At 69.0% G+C, this 16002-nt stretch carries 20 protein-coding genes; 9 read left to right on the top strand and 11 right to left on the bottom strand.

The window, feature by feature from the left end; all coding sequences use genetic code 11:
• The 5 genes from hisD to ACG04Q_RS15655 are packed head-to-tail and all read right to left on the bottom strand — an operon-like array spanning position 1 to position 3904.
• Positions 1 to 1308 carry a histidinol dehydrogenase gene (gene hisD, locus ACG04Q_RS15675; protein ID WP_394511872.1) on the bottom strand — a complete coding sequence of 436 codons (1308 nt, stop codon included), beginning with the start codon at positions 1306 to 1308 and terminating at the stop codon, positions 1 to 3.
• Positions 1305 to 1964 carry an ATP phosphoribosyltransferase gene (hisG, locus tag ACG04Q_RS15670; protein WP_394511871.1) on the bottom strand — a complete coding sequence of 220 codons (660 nt, stop codon included), beginning with the start codon at positions 1962 to 1964 and terminating at the stop codon, positions 1305 to 1307. Before hisG ends, hisD begins: the two co-directional genes overlap by 4 nt.
• Positions 1961 to 2200 carry a BolA family protein gene (locus tag ACG04Q_RS15665; RefSeq protein WP_394511869.1) on the bottom strand — a complete coding sequence of 80 codons (240 nt, stop codon included), beginning with the start codon at positions 2198 to 2200 and terminating at the stop codon, positions 1961 to 1963. The genes hisG and ACG04Q_RS15665 overlap by 4 nt, the downstream gene beginning before the upstream one ends.
• 28 nt (positions 2201 to 2228) lie before the next feature.
• Positions 2229 to 2984, bottom strand: a complete 756-nt coding sequence (locus ACG04Q_RS15660) for an ABC transporter permease (protein ID WP_394511868.1) — start codon at positions 2982 to 2984, stop codon at positions 2229 to 2231.
• On the bottom strand, positions 2981 to 3904 hold the full coding sequence (locus ACG04Q_RS15655) for an ABC transporter ATP-binding protein (RefSeq protein ID WP_394511867.1): 924 nt from the start codon (positions 3902 to 3904) through the stop codon (positions 2981 to 2983). The genes ACG04Q_RS15660 and ACG04Q_RS15655 overlap by 4 nt, the downstream gene beginning before the upstream one ends.
• 144 nt (positions 3905 to 4048) lie before the next feature.
• Between ACG04Q_RS15655 and ACG04Q_RS15650 the strand changes: the two genes are divergently transcribed.
• The 5 genes from ACG04Q_RS15650 (at position 4049) to ACG04Q_RS15630 (ending at position 6930) form a co-directional block, all read left to right on the top strand.
• Complete coding sequence (locus ACG04Q_RS15650) at positions 4049 to 4711, top strand: TetR/AcrR family transcriptional regulator (RefSeq protein WP_394511866.1); 663 nt, start codon at positions 4049 to 4051, stop codon at positions 4709 to 4711.
• Positions 4712 to 4724: 13 nt separating this feature from the next.
• A complete protein-coding gene (locus tag ACG04Q_RS15645) occupies positions 4725 to 5498 on the top strand; it encodes a tetratricopeptide repeat protein (RefSeq protein ID WP_394511864.1) in 774 nt (257 codons plus the stop codon).
• A gap of 176 nt (positions 5499 to 5674) precedes the next feature.
• Complete coding sequence (locus tag ACG04Q_RS15640) at positions 5675 to 6016, top strand: hypothetical protein (protein ID WP_394511863.1); 342 nt, start codon at positions 5675 to 5677, stop codon at positions 6014 to 6016.
• A gap of 107 nt (positions 6017 to 6123) precedes the next feature.
• A complete protein-coding gene (locus ACG04Q_RS15635) occupies positions 6124 to 6462 on the top strand; it encodes a hypothetical protein (protein ID WP_394511861.1) in 339 nt (112 codons plus the stop codon).
• A 117-nt stretch (positions 6463 to 6579) separates the two neighbouring features.
• Positions 6580 to 6930, top strand: coding sequence for a hypothetical protein (locus ACG04Q_RS15630; RefSeq protein ID WP_394511860.1), 351 nt, complete (start codon positions 6580 to 6582; stop codon positions 6928 to 6930).
• 18 nt (positions 6931 to 6948) lie between these two features.
• On the opposite strand, the gene ACG04Q_RS15625 is transcribed toward ACG04Q_RS15630, so the two are convergent.
• Positions 6949 to 8367: a wax ester/triacylglycerol synthase family O-acyltransferase gene (locus ACG04Q_RS15625; RefSeq protein ID WP_394511858.1), complete on the bottom strand. Its 1419-nt coding sequence runs from the start codon at positions 8365 to 8367 to the stop codon at positions 6949 to 6951.
• Between the two features lie 117 nt (positions 8368 to 8484).
• Between ACG04Q_RS15625 and ACG04Q_RS15620 the strand changes: the two genes are divergently transcribed.
• Positions 8485 to 8736 carry an acyl-CoA-binding protein gene (locus ACG04Q_RS15620; protein ID WP_394511856.1) on the top strand — a complete coding sequence of 84 codons (252 nt, stop codon included), beginning with the start codon at positions 8485 to 8487 and terminating at the stop codon, positions 8734 to 8736.
• 31 nt (positions 8737 to 8767) lie between these two features.
• On the opposite strand, the gene ACG04Q_RS15615 is transcribed toward ACG04Q_RS15620, so the two are convergent.
• Entirely contained in the window at positions 8768 to 9094 is a 327-nt protein-coding gene (locus ACG04Q_RS15615) for a polyhydroxyalkanoic acid system family protein (protein WP_394511852.1), read from the bottom strand.
• 156 nt (positions 9095 to 9250) lie between these two features.
• Between ACG04Q_RS15615 and ACG04Q_RS15610 the strand changes: the two genes are divergently transcribed.
• Genes ACG04Q_RS15610 through ACG04Q_RS15600 form a run of 3 tightly spaced genes read left to right on the top strand, consistent with a single transcriptional unit; the run spans position 9251 to position 11609 of the window.
• Complete coding sequence (locus tag ACG04Q_RS15610; protein ID WP_394511850.1) at positions 9251 to 10030, top strand: tetratricopeptide repeat protein; 780 nt, start codon at positions 9251 to 9253, stop codon at positions 10028 to 10030.
• Between the two features lie 2 nt (positions 10031 to 10032).
• Complete coding sequence (locus ACG04Q_RS15605) at positions 10033 to 10992, top strand: aldo/keto reductase (RefSeq protein WP_394511849.1); 960 nt, start codon at positions 10033 to 10035, stop codon at positions 10990 to 10992.
• Between the two features lie 53 nt (positions 10993 to 11045).
• On the top strand, positions 11046 to 11609 hold the full coding sequence (locus tag ACG04Q_RS15600; protein ID WP_394511847.1) for a hypothetical protein: 564 nt from the start codon (positions 11046 to 11048) through the stop codon (positions 11607 to 11609).
• A gap of 18 nt (positions 11610 to 11627) precedes the next feature.
• Here ACG04Q_RS15600 and ACG04Q_RS15595 read toward each other — a convergent pair whose 3' ends face one another.
• From ACG04Q_RS15595 to ACG04Q_RS15580, 4 genes are read right to left on the bottom strand one after another with little or no spacing between them, the layout of a single operon-like run.
• Positions 11628 to 12167, bottom strand: a complete 540-nt coding sequence (locus ACG04Q_RS15595; RefSeq protein ID WP_394511846.1) for a GNAT family N-acetyltransferase — start codon at positions 12165 to 12167, stop codon at positions 11628 to 11630.
• Positions 12133 to 13176: an aminopeptidase gene (locus ACG04Q_RS15590; protein WP_394511845.1), complete on the bottom strand. Its 1044-nt coding sequence runs from the start codon at positions 13174 to 13176 to the stop codon at positions 12133 to 12135. Before ACG04Q_RS15590 ends, ACG04Q_RS15595 begins: the two co-directional genes overlap by 35 nt.
• A complete protein-coding gene (locus tag ACG04Q_RS15585) occupies positions 13173 to 15170 on the bottom strand; it encodes a molybdopterin-containing oxidoreductase family protein (RefSeq protein WP_394511844.1) in 1998 nt (665 codons plus the stop codon). Before ACG04Q_RS15585 ends, ACG04Q_RS15590 begins: the two co-directional genes overlap by 4 nt.
• Before the next feature lie 54 nt (positions 15171 to 15224).
• Entirely contained in the window at positions 15225 to 15959 is a 735-nt protein-coding gene (locus ACG04Q_RS15580; protein WP_394511843.1) for an SDR family oxidoreductase, read from the bottom strand.
• Between the last annotated feature and the right edge of the window lie 43 nt (positions 15960 to 16002).

Here is a 16002-nt window from a genome sequence, read left to right as displayed (position 1 = left end):
TCACTTCAAGCGCAGCTCGGCCGCACGCGCGTGGGCCTGCAGGCCCTCCCCATGCGCCAGCACGGAGGCGATGCCGCCCAGCACCTGCGCGCCCTGCTCGCTGACCTCGATGAGGCTGCTGCGCTTCTGGAAGTCGTACACGCCCAGCGGCGAAGAGAAGCGCGCCGTGCTGGCCGTGGGCAGCACGTGGTTGGGGCCCGCGCAGTAGTCGCCCAGGCTTTCGCTGGTGTACGCGCCCATGAAGATGGCGCCGGCGTGGCGCAGCAGCGGCTCCCAGCGGGCCGGCTCAGCGGCGCTGATTTCCAGGTGCTCGGGCGCGATGCTGTTGCTGATCTCGCAGGCCTCTTCCATCGAGCGCGTGTGGATCAGCGCGCCGCGACCCTTGAGCGAGGCGCGCACGATGTCGGCGCGCGGCAGCTCGGGCAGCAGCCGCTCCATGCTGGCGCGCACGGCGTCCAGGAAGGTGGCGTCCGGGCTCAGCAGGATGCTCTGCGCCAGCTCGTCGTGCTCTGCCTGGCTGAACAGGTCCATCGCCACCCAGTCCGGCGGCGTCGTGCCGTCGGCGATGACGAGGATCTCGCTGGGGCCGGCGATCATGTCAATGCCGACCTGGCCGAACACATGCTTCTTGGCCGAGGCCACGTAGGCATTGCCCGGGCCGGTGATCTTGTCGACGCGCGGGATGGTGGCCGTGCCGTAGGCCAGCGCGGCCACAGCCTGCGCACCGCCGATGGTGAACACGCGGTGCACGCCGGCCACGGCCGCGGCCGCCAGCACCAGCGGGTTGCGCACGCCGTCCGGCGTGGGCACAACCATGATGATGTCCTGCACGCCGGCCACGTGGGCGGGGATGGCGTTCATCAGCACGCTGCTCGGGTAGGCGGCCTTGCCGCCCGGCACGTAGATGCCCACGCGGTCCAGCGGCGTGACCTTCTGGCCCAGCAGCGTGCCGTCCTCGTCGCGGTAGCTCCAGCTGCGGCCGGAGGCCTCCAGCTGGAGCTCGTGGTAGGCCCGCACGCGCTTCGCGGCGGCCTGCAATGCGTCGCGCTGCACGGCAGGAATGGCGGCCAGCGCCGCCTGCAGCTCGGCCTGCGTGATCTCCAGCGCGGCCATGTCGGCGGCCTGCACACGGTCGAAACGGGCGGTGTACTCCAACACGGCGGCATCGCCGCGCTGCTGCACATCGGCCAGGATCTCGGCCACGCGGACCTCGATGGCCGCATCCGTCTCGGCCGACCAATGGCGCAGGCGTTCGAACTCGGTGGTGAAGTCGGCGGCGGCGGTCGAGAGCTGGCGGATGAGGGTCATGCGGAGATGGCGGCGGCGAAGGCGTCGATGAGGGGGCGCAGCGTGTCGCGCTTGAGCTTCAGTGCGGCCTGGTTGACGACCAGCCGCGACGAGATGTCCATGATCTGCTCGACCTCGACCAACTTGTTCGCACGCAGCGTGCCGCCGGTGGAGACGAGGTCGACGATGGCCTCGGCCAGGCCCGTCAGCGGGGCGAGTTCCATCGAGCCGTAGAGCTTGATCAGGTCCACGTGCACGCCCTTCTCGGCGAAGTGCTGGCGGGCGATCTCGGTGTACTTGGTGGCCACGCGGATGCGCGAGCCCTGCTTGACAGCGGCGGCGTAGTCGAAGTCGGCGCGCGTGGCCACGCTCATGCGGCAGCGGGCGATCTTCAGGTCCAGCGGCTGGTAGAGGCCGTGCGAGCCGCCCTGGGCCAGGGCCTGCTCGTGCAGCACATCGCGGCCGGCCACGCCGAGGTCGGCGCCGCCGTATTGCACATAGGTCGGCACGTCGCTGGCCCGCACCAGCACCACGCGCACGCCGTCGCGGTTGGTCGGCAGGATGAGCTTGCGCGAGGTCTCGGGGTCTTCCAGCACCTCGATGCCGGCGGCGCGCAGCAGCGGCAGCGTCTCCTCGAAGATGCGACCCTTGGAGAGCGCGAGGGTCAATCCGCTCATTGCGTCCACTCCTCGGGCGCCAGCGTCTTCATCGACAGCGCGTGGATCTGCTCCTTCATGCGCTCGCCCAAAGCGGCGTAGACGCGCTGGTGACGCTTGATGCGGGTCAGGCCCGTGAACTCCGCGGACACGATGGTGGCGAAGAAATGGCGGCCGTCGCCCTCGACTTCCAGATGCGCGCAGGGCAGGCCTGCGGCAATGAAATCGCGCACTTCTTGCGGGGTCGGGTCGGCCATCTCGGGTCCTTGTGGGAAACCCGTCATTTTAGGAACGTATCTTGTAACCCCGCTTCAGCAGCGACAAAGCCAGCCCGGCCGTCACCGCGAAGCTGATGCCCACCACGCCCAGGCTCAGCCACGGCGACACGTCGCTGACGCCGAAGAAGCCGCGGCGGAAGCCGTCGATCATGTAGAAGAACGGGTTGAAGTGGCTGATGCCCTGCCAGAACCCGGGCAGCGAATGCACCGAGTAGAAGACGCCCGACAGGAACGTCATCGGCATGATGATGAAGTTCTGGAAGGCGGCGAGCTGGTCGAACTTCTCGGCCCACAGGCCGGCGATCAGGCCCAGCGTGCCCATCAGGCCGGCGCCCAGAACGGTGAAGGTCAGCACCCACAACAGGTTGTCCAGCCCCGGCGGCGCGAACCAGGCCGTGACCAGCAGCACGCCCGTGCCCACCGCCAGCCCGCGCACGACGGCCGCGCCCACGTAGGCCACGAACCACGCCAGCGGTGACAGCGGCGTCAGCAGCAGGAACACGAGGTTGCCGGTGATCTTGCTCTGGATGAGGCTGGACGAGCTGTTGGCGAAGGCGTTCTGCAGCACGCTCATCATCACGAGGCCCGGGATCAGGAACTGCGTGTAGCCGACGGTCTCGTAGACCTTCACGTGGTCTTCCAGCGTGTGGCCGAACACGAGCAGGTACATGCACGCGGTGAGCACCGGCGCGGCCACGGTCTGGAAGCTGACCTTCCAGAAGCGCAGCACTTCTTTCTTGAAGAGGGTCGAAGCACCGTTCATGCGGCTTCTCCCTGCATGATGTTGAGGAACACGTCTTCGAGGTCGGCGCGGCCGATCTCCAGGTCTTCGACGGGCACGCCCGCGGCGCGCAGCGCGGCCAGCGTCGTCTCCACCTCGGCGGCGTCATGCGCCGTGACCTGCACGATGCGCCCGGTCACGCGGGCCCGCGCCGCCACCTCGGCCGGCAGCGCGGCGTCGGTCTTGAAGCGCAGCATCGTGTGCGCCGTGCCGGCCAGCAGCTGCGAGGTGCGGTCCAGCGCCACGAGCCGCCCACCCTTGAGCATGCCGATCCGCTGGCACAGCGCCTCGGCTTCTTCGAGGTAGTGCGTGGTCAGCAGCACCGTGTGGCCTTCCTTGTTGAGCCGCGCGATGAACTGCCACAGCGTCTGGCGCAGCTCCACGTCCACACCGGCAGTGGGCTCGTCCAGCACGATGACGGGCGGGCGGTGCACCAGCGCCTGCGCCACCAGCACGCGGCGCTTCATGCCGCCCGACAGCTGGCGCATGTTGGCGTTGGCCTTGTCCGTCAGGCCCAGGTTGTGCAGCAGTTCGTCGATCCAGGCGTCGTTGTGCTTGACGCCGAAGTAGCCGCTCTGGATGCGCAGCGACTCGCGCACGCTGAAGAACGGGTCGAACACCAGCTCCTGCGGCACCACGCCCAGGGCCTTGCGGGCGGCGGCGTAGTCGTCCACGACGTCGTGGCCCATCACGCGCACGCGGCCCTCGGTGGCTTTGGCCAGGCCGGCCAGCACGCTGATCAGCGTCGTCTTGCCGGCGCCGTTGGGCCCCAGCAGGCCGAAGAATTCGCCGCAGGGGATGTCGAAGGACACGCCATCCAGCGCCCTGACCTGCCCTCCCCGGTATGTTTTCTTGACGTTCTCGAACGAGATGGCGGGGGGCGATGAGGTCGGGCTCGGCATAAGCGCGCAATTCTAGAAGTCGCCCCTTTTCGCGCGCAGATCGCTGCCAGAATGACCCGATGACTTGTGCGCCCCCACGCTCCCTGCACTGGCTGCGCCCCGCCGGGGTGCGCCAGTCGCTCCGGGCGGCCGCGCGCTGCTGAGATGCCCACGCCCAAACGTCCCCGCCGCACCGCCGAGCGCATCCTGGAGGTCACGCTGGACCTCTTCAACCGCTTCGGCGAGCCCAACGTGTCGACGACGCTGATCTCGGCGGAGCTGAAGATCAGCCCGGGCAACCTGTACTACCACTACCCGGCCAAGGACGAGCTGGTCAACGCGCTGTTCGGCCGCTACGAGGCCGAGCTCAGCGAGCTGCTGGCCGCGGCCGACAACGTGCGCCACGTGGAAGACGCCTGGCTGTTCTTCCACATGCTGTTCGAGCTGATCTGGAAGCACCGCTTCCTGTACCGCGACCTGAACGACCTGCTGTTCAAGAACCGCAAGCTGGAGACGCATTTCCAGTCGCTGCTGGCCGCCAAGGAGCAGGCGATGCGCCATGTGCTGTCGGGCCTGCACCTGGGCGGCGCGCTGAAGATGGAGCTGCGCGACGCCGCGCCCACGGCCAACGCGATGGTCGTGGTGGTGAGCTACTGGCTGAGCTACGAATACGTGCGCGACCCGCGCCACGCGCTGGAGCCCGACCGTGCCGGCGCGGCGCTGCTGCGCGGCGCCTTCCATGCGCTGAGCCTGCTGCTGCCCTACCTGGAACCGACTTCCCGCGAGCATCTCTTCAAGCTCGCCGGCCAATACCAATCAAACCCCTGAAGGAGACAACGCGATGGCCAAGTGGACCGCCTTTCCGTATGACAACACCGCCTTCGTCTACACGCCGGCGACGCTGAAGAAGCACTGGGCCCGGCTGCATGCCGGCGATGCCGAGCCCTTCCCCAAGGACGCCGACGTCGTGCAGGCCTGGATCCATTTCCATGCCGGTGAGTTCCAGGCCGCCTATGACGCCGGCCTCGCCGCCGGTGGTGCCGGCCTGACGGTGGCCAACAAGGCCCAGGGCATCTACGCCAACTATCTCGAGAAGAAGGAGAAGGTGAAGCTGGAGATGTTCCTGGAGATCGCCGAGCGCGCCGAGGCGCAGCAGGGCGACGAGCCCAAGAACGCTAACGCCTACTACTGGCAGGCCTACGCGCTGGGCCGCTACGGCCAGGGCATCAGCGTGGCCAAGGCACTGGCGCAGGGCCTGGGCACCAAGGTCAAGGGCGCGCTGGAGACGACCATCAGCCTGGCCCCCAAGCACGCCGATGCGCACATCGCGCTGGGCGCCTTCCACGCCGAAGTCATCGACAAGGTCGGCAAGCTGCTGGGCAAGACGCAGGGCGCCGACACGGCCACCGGGCTGAAGATGTTCGAGCAGGCGTTGAAGCTCAACCCCACCAGCGCCATCGCGATGATCGAACGCGCCAACGGCCTCGTCATGCTGGAGGGCGACAAGCGCCTGAAGGAAGCCGAGAAGCTCTACGCCGACGCGGCTGCCTGCGAGGCGATGGACGCGATGGAGCTGCTGGACATCGAGCTGGCCAAGGAAGAGCTGGAGGACTAAGGGGCAACCCTGATCCAACGTGCGGCGCCTGCGTGCAAACCGGTCGTATTTCACGGCCCCGCAAGCCAGTCGTGACGCAGTTCACGGCCGGCACACCCGTGGTTCCGGGGATGCGCCTGCAGGCACCGGCACGTAAGCTTCCGTCCATACCCAACCCCTCACCCGAGACAAGCGCCATGAAGTTCCTGATCCCCGCCCTCGCCGCCGTTGCCGCCTTCTCCGCCCAAGCCGCCGACAAGCAGACGCCCGAGCAGGCCGAGCTGCGCGCCGAGTGCGCCAACAGCTACAGCGAGACCAGCAGCATCTCGACGCCCGTCGCCGCCAACGAATACCAGTTCGTCTACGCCAACGGCAAGTACAAGGGTGAGGCCAAGCCCGGCAAGCTGCTGCCCTGCACGTCGCAGCAGTACGCCGCCTACCTGGACAACAAGGCTGACCCGGCCAAGGTGATGGCCGCGTACCCGACGGCCGCCGGCCGCCCCACCACCAAGAAGAAGGCCGAGCCCTTCCGCCTCTGATCGGCCGCTCTCCTTCAAACTACGCAAGGCGCTCCTCGGAGCGCCTTTGTTTTTCTGGCGCGCCCTCCTAATCTCCAGAGTCACCGCACTCACGAAGGAGATCCGCCATGCGCCCATTTCTTGCTGCGACATTCGCGCTGGCCTGCACCGGCGCGCTCGCCGCCGACGACGCCGACATCGCCAAGGCCCGCAGCGAATTGCGCGCCGGCTGCGCGCAGAGCTACGCCAGCTTCCTCGCCAACCACCCCGCAGGCAACACGCCCGAGTTCCGCGGCGAGCGCTACCCCGGGGACAACCAGCTCTACAGCGACGTGCAGCCCTGCACCGACGAACAGCTGGCCGCCTATCTCGACAAGGCCGACCCGGCGCTCGTCATGCGCGCCTACCCCAGCGCCGCCGGGCGTCCCAAGGCCAAGAAACCGGCCGCCAAGACGGCCAAGGCCTGAGGCCGGCTGCCGTTCACGGGAGCGGCGCCCGGTCGACCTTCGCTTGTGCACCGCGGCGTGCAATTCCGGCGCCGGCGGCCTAATCTAGTGAAGCTCCACGCAGCACGGAGGCCAGCCATGAGAACCCTCGCCGCATCCCTCGCCGCCCTGGTGTTCGCCCTCCCCGCCGCTGCCGCCAACACGCCTGCCGACCATGCGCAGGCCACGTTGCGCGACGGTTGCGCTCAGAGCTACGCCAGCTACAGCGCGTTCTACCCGCCCGGCGGCCCGGCACCCGCCTTCAACGGCGAGCGCGCCAAGGGCGACAACCGCTACTACAGCGACGCCAAGCCCTGCGACGACACGCAGTACTCGGCCTACCTCGCCAAGGCGGACCCGGCCATCGTCGCCATCGCCCACCCCAGCGCCGCCGGCAAGCCCAAGGACAAGGTCAAGAAGACCGACGGCAGCGCCGCCCGGCCCAAGTGAGCCCGCGCGGCGCGGCGCTCAGGCAGCGTCGGGGCCCCAGGGCAGCATCAGCGCCAGCATCAGCAGCTTCTCGAACTCGGGCGCGAAGTTGGCGATGATGGCCTCGGGGTCGGGGCACAGGCCGGCATCGGTGATGAGGCCGAACTGCACGCGGCCGGCATAGGTCAGGATGCTGACGCCCATGCCGATGTCGCCGGACTGCGGCACCCAGAACATCACCTTCTCCACCGTCGAGCCGCAGAACTTCAGCGCCTCGGCCGGGCCAGGCACGTTGGTCATCACGGCCGTGGCCTTCTTGGCGAACAGGTTCAGCATCGCGTGCTGCACCGGCTTGATGAGCAGGCCGGCGACCGACAGCAGCCCGAAGGCCATCACCGGCTGGAAGCTGCCCTTGAGCTCGCTCATGCGCGCCCGCACGGCGAACAACCGCTCCACCGGGTTGGCAATACCGATGGGCAGCACCAGCGGCACCAGGCCGAAGCGGTTGCCCAGCTGCCAGGCCTGCTCCAGCGGGCGCAGGTTGACGGGCACCATCGCGCGGATCTCCTTGCCCGCCGGGTCCTCGCCGCGCTCGGCCAGGTAGCGGCCGATGGCGCCGGCCGCGCAGGCCAGCAGCACGTCGTTGATGGACGCGCCCAGCGCGCGGCCCACGGCCTTCACCTCGTCCAGCGCCAGGCTGTCGTCCCATGCGACGGTCTTCTTCGCACCGGGCTTGCCCTTGAGCCGCGTGTGCGAGTCGTCCGGCATCAGCGCGAAGGCCGCCACGTCCGACACCGCCTGGTAGCCCATGCGCGCCATCTCCAGCGACGAGTCCATCGGCGTCACGCCGTGCATCGCCAGGTCCACCCCCTTGGCCACGCCCTTGCCGGTCAGGCCGATGGCCTTGACGGTCATGTTGGTCATGGGGCGCAGGAAGGCGTCGAGCAGCCAATCCGTCTCGTGGTGCTCCTGCGGCTCGCGCGCCGGGCGTTGCGGCGGCGCCTTGCCGCCGTCGGTGATGGACAGCATCACCGCGATCAGCGCGATGCCGTCGGCGATGCAGTGGTGGATGCGGCAGATCAGCGCGCTGCTGCCGTCACCCATGTCCTCGATGAGCTGCATCTGCCACAGCGGGCGGGCCGGGTCCAGCGGCTGGCTGCACAGCTCGGCCACGCGCTCTCGCAGCACCTCGTCGCGGCTCTGGCCGGGCAGCGGCAGCGGCACCTCGGCGACAACGTGGCGAGCGATGTCGAAATCCTTGTCGGCCACCCAGTGGGCGCCCATCAGTGAATCCTCGACAACCTTCTGCCGGAAGCGCGGGTACTTCAGCAGCCGCTCGGCCACGCGCTCGCGCAGCGCGCCCAGCGTGATGCCGGGGCGGATGGACCAGACCCCGACGATCATCATCAGGTTGGCCTCGGTGTCCATGCGCAACCAGGCCGTATCCACTTTGGACATGCGTTCACTGCTGGGGCCCATGCGTCTCCTCGAAATCGTTTTGCGCGGGCCTAAACTCGGCGGCCCGTCGAGCGATTGTCACGAGAATCGCATCCCGAATTCAGCCTGGAGAACCCCGTGAGCCTCAAAGACCAATTCGAAGCTGCCGTCGCCGATTCGAAGAACCTGCCCGAGCGTCCCGACAACATGACGCTGCTGAAGATCTACGCGCTCTACAAGCAGGGCAGCGCCGGCGACGTCGATGGCAAGCGCCCCGGCTTCACCGACATGGTGGGCCGCGCGAAGTGGGACGCCTGGAACGAACTGAAGGGCACGTCTCAGGATGACGCGATGCAGCAGTACGTCGACCTGATTGAATCCCTGAAGTAAGGCGCCCTCGGCGATCCGAAAGAACCGGCCCTCAGGCCGGTTTTTTCTTGGCCGGCGCCTTCTTCTTGCTGCCGGCCAGCAGCGTGTCCAGCTCCTTCTGGATCTCGCCCTCGATGGTGGCCTTGAACGCCCCCAGCAGGAAGCCCAGCTGCGCCACCAGCTCGAAGCGGGTGGCCGTCACGGTCAGCTCGCCCTTCACGCCCGAGCGGGTGAAGGTCACCGTGTCCTCGTCGTCGCCTTCGAGCACGGTGCATTCCATGTCGAACTTCTCCTCCACCTGCTCGGCCCATTGCCAGGCGATTTCTCTGGCCTTCTTCAGGCCCAGGTCGTGGTCTCGGTGAATGCGGATCTCGGCCAAGGCGGCTCTCCTCGATGTCGTTCGCCGCACTCTAAGCGAGACACGGCTGGTTGCCGTCTCGCAGGCCGCTGACGTGTCTGCCGCGAGGTTTGCGCGGATACTCCGCCGCCACAAAAGCCGGGCAGCGAGCCCGCCAGCGCCGTCCAGGGAGGATCCATGCACCTTGCCGACCCCGACCCGCCCACGCAAGACCCGCTCGCCGAGGGGCTGCTGCATTTCCGCGCGCCCGAGCCCGACCATGAACAGGCCGTTCACTGGTTTCGCGTGGCCGCCGACCGCGGCGACACCGAGGGCCTGGCGCTGCTGGGCTTCTGTCAGCTCGAGGGCCTGGGCCTGCCGCGCGACCCGCACGAGGCCCGCGGGCTGCTGGAGCGCGCCTCGGCCGCCGGCAGCCTGACGGCCAAGTTCAACCTCGCGCGAGCGCTGGTGGCCGGCTGGGGCGGCGCAGCCGATGCTGCCCGCGGCGTGGCCCTCTACACCGCCGCGGCCGCGCAAGGCCATGCCGACGCCACCTTCAACCTCGCCAGCTGCCTGGACGGCGGCTGGGGCTGCCAGCCCGACCGCCTGGCCGCCAAGGCCTTGTTCATGCGCGCCCGCGCGCTGGGCAGCCCGCTGCGGGCGCCGGGGCTGCTGATCCGCCAGCGCGAGCTCGACGCCGTGCGCGACCTTGCACGCCGCTTCGACAACGGTGACGAACTGGCCCGCGTCATCGGCGAGCGCCAGCACGAGATCGCGCTGGTGCAGGACCTCGTGCGCCGCCAGCGCCACAAGCCACGCCTCACACCGCGCCTGAGCAGCGGCCAGCGCCGCCAGCTGCTGCGGCTGGCCGGCCTGGGCGCCGTGCTTGCCGGCGTGGCGGCCGCGCTGGCGGGCCTGCTGGGCTGGCGCAACCACCGCTCGCTGGCGCATGATGCCGGCCCCACGTCCATCCGATAGCCATGTTCCCCCTGCCCCTGCACACCCATTTCCGCGACGCCAGCCCCCTCGTCTACGGCTGCATGGCCCTGGGCGGCGACTGGAACGGCGGCCCGCTGACCGAGGCCGACATCGCCCAGGCCCACGCCGCCGTCGAAACCGCGCTGGCCATCGGCGTGACGCTGTTCGACCATGCCGACATCTACCGCCGCGGCAAGGCCGAGGCCGTGTTCGGCGAACTGCTCAAGCGCGACGCCAGCCTGCGCGCCAAGCTGCGGCTGCAGAGCAAGTGCGGCATCCGCTTCGGCGACGACACCGCGCCCGGCCGCTTCGACTTCAGCGCCGAGCACATCGAGCGCAGCGTCAACGGCATCCTGCAGCGGCTGGGCGTGGAGCACATCGAGATCCTGCTGCTGCACCGCCCCGACCCGCTGATGCAGCCCGCCGAGGTGGCCCGCGCCTTCGGCCGCTTGAAGGCGGCCGGCAAGGTGGGGCACCTGGGCGTGTCCAACATGCACGCCGGGCAGATGCGCTGGCTGCAGTCCGCACTACCCGAACCGCTGGTGGTCAACCAGCTGGAGATGAGCCTGGCCAAGCTGGACTTCATCGACGCCGGCACCACCTTCAACGACCCGCAGGCCGCCACCCGCCCCGGCGCCATGGCCTGGGCCGGCACGCTGGAATACGCGCAGCAGCACGGCGTGCAGCTGCAAGCCTGGGGGTCGCTGGCGCAGGGGCGGTTCAACGACCCGGCAGCGTCGGCCGCGGCCAAGGTCGTGCAGGAGATTGCCGAGGCGCACGCCACGACGGCGAACGCCGTGCTGCTGGCCTGGCTGCTGCGGCATCCGGCCGGCATCCAGCCGGTCATCGGCAGCGGGAATGCGCAGCGCATTCGGGCATGCGGCGACGCGGTGAAGATTCAGCTGAGCCGGGAGGAGTGGTATCGGCTTTATGTGGCGGCACGGGCGCAGGTGTTGCCTTGAGCGAGCCTCTCTCTAGCGATCACGTGAAAGCGGCCCGTTCAAGGAAAGGGCCCATGACCTCTGAAAACGCACCCGTTGTATTCTGTCCAACGGCCGGCTCCGCGCCTGATGGTTTCGTCATAAGCCATCTACCCCACGGTCTAGTCGAAGTGCGTTTCCTGAATGAAACACTGACCCAGGTAGTTCGCAGACGACGCTCAGGACACATTCACGAAGAAGTGCTCTACCTTGGCCTCCTCACCCTTCAAAGCGGGAGTTCCGGTGAACCAGGAATAACGTACAAGCCCCTGAGCGACTTGACTTCTATGTTTCCTCTGACGGTTGGCGACAGTCACGAGCTCTCAATGGAAGTTGCCTTCGCTGGCCGAGTTCAAAGAATCGAGACGTCGGCTATTTCTGTCAGAAGCAAGAAGCAACTCAAGATCGGGCTCTGCCGCTACGACGTGTTCACGATTGCAGTGACATTTGATCCCCCCGGCCAAGCGAGCGTCTTCTACGACTACTCGCCAGAACTCCGGTGCATCCTCAACACGGCAGTTGGAGGCCGCTCTCTCAACAAAGGTGTCATCAGGCCGTTGTCGGAGCTACCTGCATTGATCAGTGCTATGGCTGAGTAGATATTGACAGGCGAGGCGCTAAGTAGCGGAGCCCCTCACCATCGGCTGCCTCGGATGCAGCCTCGCCATCATCAGCACGTCCTCATACACCCCGTTGCGCAGCGCATCGGCCCTGAGCCGGCCTTCATGCTCGAAGCCGTTGCGCTCGTACAGGCGGATGGCGCGCGCGTTGTCGTGATAGACGGTCAGCTCGATGCGCAGGATCTGCGCCCAGTTGTCGGCGTAGTCCAGCAGCGCCGTCATCAGCGCCTGGCCCACGCCCTGCCCCTGCGCGGCCTTGGCGACGGTGATGCCCAGGCCCATCACGTGGCGGCGGCGCACCGACGGGCCCACCGGGTGCAGCCCGGCCAGGCCCACCGGCTTGTCGTCGAGGCAGGCGGTCAGCACGATCTCGTTGGAGCCCGGCGCCGGCGGGTTCATGCCGGCGATGCGCTGGGTCCACATCTCCTCGCTGGCGAACGGCAGCTGCAGCGTGCCGCCGAAGACGTCCGGGTCGGAAAACTGTTCGGCGATGGCGGCGGCGTCAGCGGGTTTGACGCGTCGCAGGGTCAAGGTCATCGGAGCCTCCTTCTGGGCTCCGCAAGTTAGCACGGCGCTGCTCGCGCGACAGGGCCGCCAGCCGCTCCACCGCAGCGTGGAACTTCACCCAGTCCCGCCCCTCGCGCTCGAACAGCCGCTCGAAGGCGGGCACCAGGTCGCTGTAGGCCGACAGGATGGCGAAGCTCGCGTTGTTGGCGCGCTGGAACCAGCCCTCGTACCCCGGCACCTCGCGCAGCTCGGCCATGACGGCGGCCTTGCCCGCGGCACGCGCGTCGGCCGGGCCGTCGTAGACGCGCTGCAGCCGCTCCCGCCCCTCGCGGGCCAGCGCCAGGAAGGCCGCGCGGCGCGCCCGGCCCGCCTCGAAGGCGGCCAGCGCCTCGGGCCTGGCCGCCAGCCACTGGCGCGCGCCGATCAGCTCGACGGCGCTGGCATAGGCCTCGTTGAAGCCGGTGTCGTCGCTGACGTAGACGCGCTGGTGGGCCAGCTCGTGGAAGATCATCGCGGCCAGTTCGCCCTCGGGGTAGCGGATGAAGGTGTTCAGCAACGGGTCGCCGCCCAGCAGCCGGCTCCAGCCCAGCGTGGAGTAGGCGGGAATCGCCTGCACCTGCACCTCCCAGCCCTCGGCCTTCAGCGCGTCGGCGCGCGCCCTCGCCGTGTCGAGATCGAACCAGCCCTGGTAGCCGGCGCAGCCCATGATGGGATAGCACCAGGTCTTCAGCGTGAAGCCGAACTCGGGCGCGGCGACGACGTTCCACACCGCCGCGGCGCGGCCCAGGTCGGCGTAGCGGCGGTAGCTGTTGTTGTCGGGCAGGGCCAGCCGCGCGGTGGCGAAATCGCGCATCTGCTGCGACAGCCGCAGGCGCTCGGCGAGGTCGGCCGGCGTCTTCGCGTCGGCCAGCCACTCGTCCACCGGCCGCGCCGCGCGCGTGATGCCCAGATGCCCACCGGCGGCTTGGCGCCAGTGGCCGACGGCGCTGCAGCCGGTCAACGCCAGCAGCGTGGCCGCCAGCAACAGACGGCGGATCAAGCCGCCTCGACCTGCACCAGGCAGTCGTAGAACGCCGGCGCCTCGCCCAGGTCGGTCAGGCGCTGGTGGGTGACCTCGTTGACGTTCGTGCCGTCCAGGCCCAGCTTGCGCCACCACACGCCCAGGCCGTTGACGACGCCGGGCCGCGCGCGCGCGCTGACCTTCAGCGTGGCGACGTAGCGGCCGCGGTCGTTGAAGGCCGCCACGCGGGCGCCATCGGTCAGGCCGCGCGCGGCGGCATCGTCGGCATGCATCTCGATCAGCGGCTCGCGCTCGATGTCGCGCAGGCTCTTCACGTTGACGAAGCTGCTGTTCAGGAAGTTGCGCGCCGGCGGCGAGATCATGGCCAGCGGGTAGCGCGCGGCCAGCTCGGGCGCGCTGGCGGCGCTTTCGTAGTTGGGCACGTAGTCGGCGCCCACGGCGCTGGCGCGGCCGTTGGCGGTGCGAAAGCCACCGTTCGCGAACGGCGCTTCGGGGATGGGCAGCGGCTGCCAGCCCTGCGTGCGCAGCGTTCCCAAGTCGATGTCGGCCGTGAAGGCCTGGGCGGCCAGCTGCTCGTCGGTGTCGGCAAAGCAGGGGTCGGTCAGGCCCATCGCGGCGGCGAGCTCGCGGAAGATCTGCGTGTTGGGCTTGGCCTCGCCCAGCGGTGCAATGGCCGGCTGGTTCATCAGCACGTCGGTGTGGCCGTAGCTGGTGTGCACGTCCAGGTGCTCCAGCTGCGTGGTGGCGGGCAGCACGTAGTCGGCCAGGTCGGCCGTGTCGGTCATGAAGTGCTCCAGCACCACCGTGAACAGGTCCTCGCGCTGGAAGCCGGCCACGACCTTGGGTGACTCGGGCGCCACCGCGACCGGGTTGCTGTTGTAGACGACGAGGGCCTCGATGGGCGGGTCGGCCTGCAGCAGCGCGTCGCCGATGGTGCTCATGTTGACCATGCGCGGCGTGCGTCCTGCCAGCAGGTCCGGCCGCTCCAGCGCCGGGTTCTTGTAGGGCGCGAACCAGCCCGAGGCCGACAGCAGCAGGCCGCCGCTCTCGTGCCGCCACGCACCGGTCAGGCAGGGCAGCATCGCCACCAGCCGCACCGCGTTGCCGCCACCGCGCACGCGCTGCATGCCGTAGTTCAGGCGGATGGCGGCGGGGGTGGTGGTGCCGTAGTCGCGCGCCAGGCCGCGCACCTCGGAGGCAGCAATGCCGCAGACGGCGGCAGTGCGCTCCGGCGGCCAGGCCAGCGCCTTCGCGCGCAGCTCGTCCCAGCCGTCGACATGGGCGTCGATGTAGGCCTGGTCCAGCCAGCCGTGGGCGATCAGCTCGTGCATCACGCCCAGCGCCAGCGCGCCGTCGGTGCCGGGCAGCACGGCGATGTGCTGGTGGCACTTGTCGGCCGTCTCGGTCTTGCGCGGGTCGATGCAGATGAGCTTGGCGCCGTCGCGCTTGGCCTGGTTGGCGTAGGTCCAGAAATGCAGGTTGGACGCAATGGAGTTGCTGCCCCAGATGACGATCAGCTTGGCGCCCGCGAAGTGCCGCGTGTGCATGCCCAGCTTGTGGCCGTAGGTGGCGGCCAGGCCGGCGCCGCCGGCACTGGCGCAGATGGTGCGGTCCAGCCGCGCCGCGCCCAGCGCGTTCCACAGGCGCCCGGCCATCGCCTCACCCTGCAGCAGGCCCATGGTGCCGGCGTAGCTGTAGGGCTGGATGCACTGCGGGTCCTGCACCGCCTTCAGCCGGGCGGCGATGTCGGCCAGCGCCTCGGCCCACGTGACCTGCACGAAGGCCGGCGCCTCGGTCTTCTTACTGACGCGCTTGAGCGGGTGCAGCACGCGCTCGGCGTGGTACGTGCGTTCGGCGTAGCGCGACACCTTGGTGCACAGCGCGCCATGCGTGTTGGCATGCTCGGCGCGGCCCTGCACCTTGATGACGCGTTCGTTCTCGACGGTGACCTGCAGCGCGCAGGTGTCGGGGCAGTCGTGGGGGCAGGCGCCGAAGACGGTACGGGTGGTCATGGCAATCACGGTTCAGGCAGAACCGCGATTGTCGCCACCCGTGCCGTGGCGTGCTTAAAGTTGGCTCATACCCCCGTCGACGATGACCTCGGTGCCGACGATGAAAGCCGACTCCGGGGCGGACAGGTGCAGCACCGTTGACGCCACCTCCTCCGGCGTGCCGAACCGGCCCAGCGGGATCTGGCTCTGAATCTGCGCGGCGACCTGCTTCAGCGTCTCGTCGTCGAAACCCAGCTTGCCGTACAGCGGCGTGCTGACGGGGCCCGGGCTGACGACGTTGACGCGCGCGCCCTGCGGCAGCAGCTCGGCCGACAGCGTCTTGGCCAGCGAGATCAGTGCGGCCTTGCTGGCGGCGTAGATGGCCGAGTTGGGCATGCCGATGCGGGCGTTGATGGAGCCGTTCAGCACGATGGACGCACCGCGCGCCAGCACCGGGCGCAGCGCCTGGATCAGGAAGAACGCACCCTTGGCGTTGGTGTCGAAGGTACGGTCCCACAGGTCTTCGCTGGCATCGGCCAGCGACGCGAACTCGGCCATGCCGGCGTTGACGAACACGGCGTCCAGCGTGCGGCCGGCGGCGGCGAGGTGGGCACCCAGCGCGCGGGCGCCGAGCACGTCGGAAGCGTCCAGCGGCACCAGCTCGAAGCCGTCGGCCTCGTGAGCCTTGCCCGGGCGGGCGGTGACGATGACGTGGGCGCCCTCGGCCTTGAAGGCGCGGGCGGCGGCCAGGCCGATGCCGGAAGTGCCGCCGGTGACGAGGACGGTCTTGTGGGTGAAGCGGGTGGACATGATGGTTTCCTTTGAGTCGGGGTTTGAGCGGCCTGCTTGCCGT

The organism is Pelomonas lactea (genome assembly GCF_043555885.1).
Lineage (GTDB): Bacteria > Pseudomonadota > Gammaproteobacteria > Burkholderiales > Burkholderiaceae_C > Pelomonas > Pelomonas lactea.
The sequence above is the reverse complement of the archived record's forward strand: the minus strand, read 5'-3'. Positions and strand labels throughout refer to the sequence as shown.

Bases quoted from the DNA above. Each gene is read 5' to 3' on its own strand.
- hisD (WP_394511872.1), bottom strand. From the start codon at position 1,308: ATGACCCTCATCCGCCAGCTCTCGACCGCCGCCGCCGACTTCACCACC.
- hisG (WP_394511871.1), bottom strand. From the start codon at position 1,964: ATGAGCGGATTGACCCTCGCGCTCTCCAAGGGTCGCATCTTCGAGGAG.
- ACG04Q_RS15665 (WP_394511869.1), bottom strand. From the start codon at position 2,200: ATGGCCGACCCGACCCCGCAAGAAGTGCGCGATTTCATTGCCGCAGGC.
- ACG04Q_RS15660 (WP_394511868.1), bottom strand. From the start codon at position 2,984: ATGAACGGTGCTTCGACCCTCTTCAAGAAAGAAGTGCTGCGCTTCTGG.
- ACG04Q_RS15655 (WP_394511867.1), bottom strand. From the start codon at position 3,904: ATGCCGAGCCCGACCTCATCGCCCCCCGCCATCTCGTTCGAGAACGTC.
- ACG04Q_RS15650 (WP_394511866.1), top strand. From the start codon at position 4,049: ATGCCCACGCCCAAACGTCCCCGCCGCACCGCCGAGCGCATCCTGGAG.
- ACG04Q_RS15645 (WP_394511864.1), top strand. From the start codon at position 4,725: ATGGCCAAGTGGACCGCCTTTCCGTATGACAACACCGCCTTCGTCTAC.
- ACG04Q_RS15640 (WP_394511863.1), top strand. From the start codon at position 5,675: ATGAAGTTCCTGATCCCCGCCCTCGCCGCCGTTGCCGCCTTCTCCGCC.
- ACG04Q_RS15635 (WP_394511861.1), top strand. From the start codon at position 6,124: ATGCGCCCATTTCTTGCTGCGACATTCGCGCTGGCCTGCACCGGCGCG.
- ACG04Q_RS15630 (WP_394511860.1), top strand. From the start codon at position 6,580: ATGAGAACCCTCGCCGCATCCCTCGCCGCCCTGGTGTTCGCCCTCCCC.
- ACG04Q_RS15625 (WP_394511858.1), bottom strand. From the start codon at position 8,367: ATGTCCAAAGTGGATACGGCCTGGTTGCGCATGGACACCGAGGCCAAC.
- ACG04Q_RS15610 (WP_394511850.1), top strand. From the start codon at position 9,251: ATGCACCTTGCCGACCCCGACCCGCCCACGCAAGACCCGCTCGCCGAG.
- ACG04Q_RS15605 (WP_394511849.1), top strand. From the start codon at position 10,033: ATGTTCCCCCTGCCCCTGCACACCCATTTCCGCGACGCCAGCCCCCTC.
- ACG04Q_RS15600 (WP_394511847.1), top strand. From the start codon at position 11,046: ATGACCTCTGAAAACGCACCCGTTGTATTCTGTCCAACGGCCGGCTCC.
- ACG04Q_RS15595 (WP_394511846.1), bottom strand. From the start codon at position 12,167: ATGACCTTGACCCTGCGACGCGTCAAACCCGCTGACGCCGCCGCCATC.
- ACG04Q_RS15585 (WP_394511844.1), bottom strand. From the start codon at position 15,170: ATGACCACCCGTACCGTCTTCGGCGCCTGCCCCCACGACTGCCCCGAC.
- ACG04Q_RS15580 (WP_394511843.1), bottom strand. From the start codon at position 15,959: ATGTCCACCCGCTTCACCCACAAGACCGTCCTCGTCACCGGCGGCACT.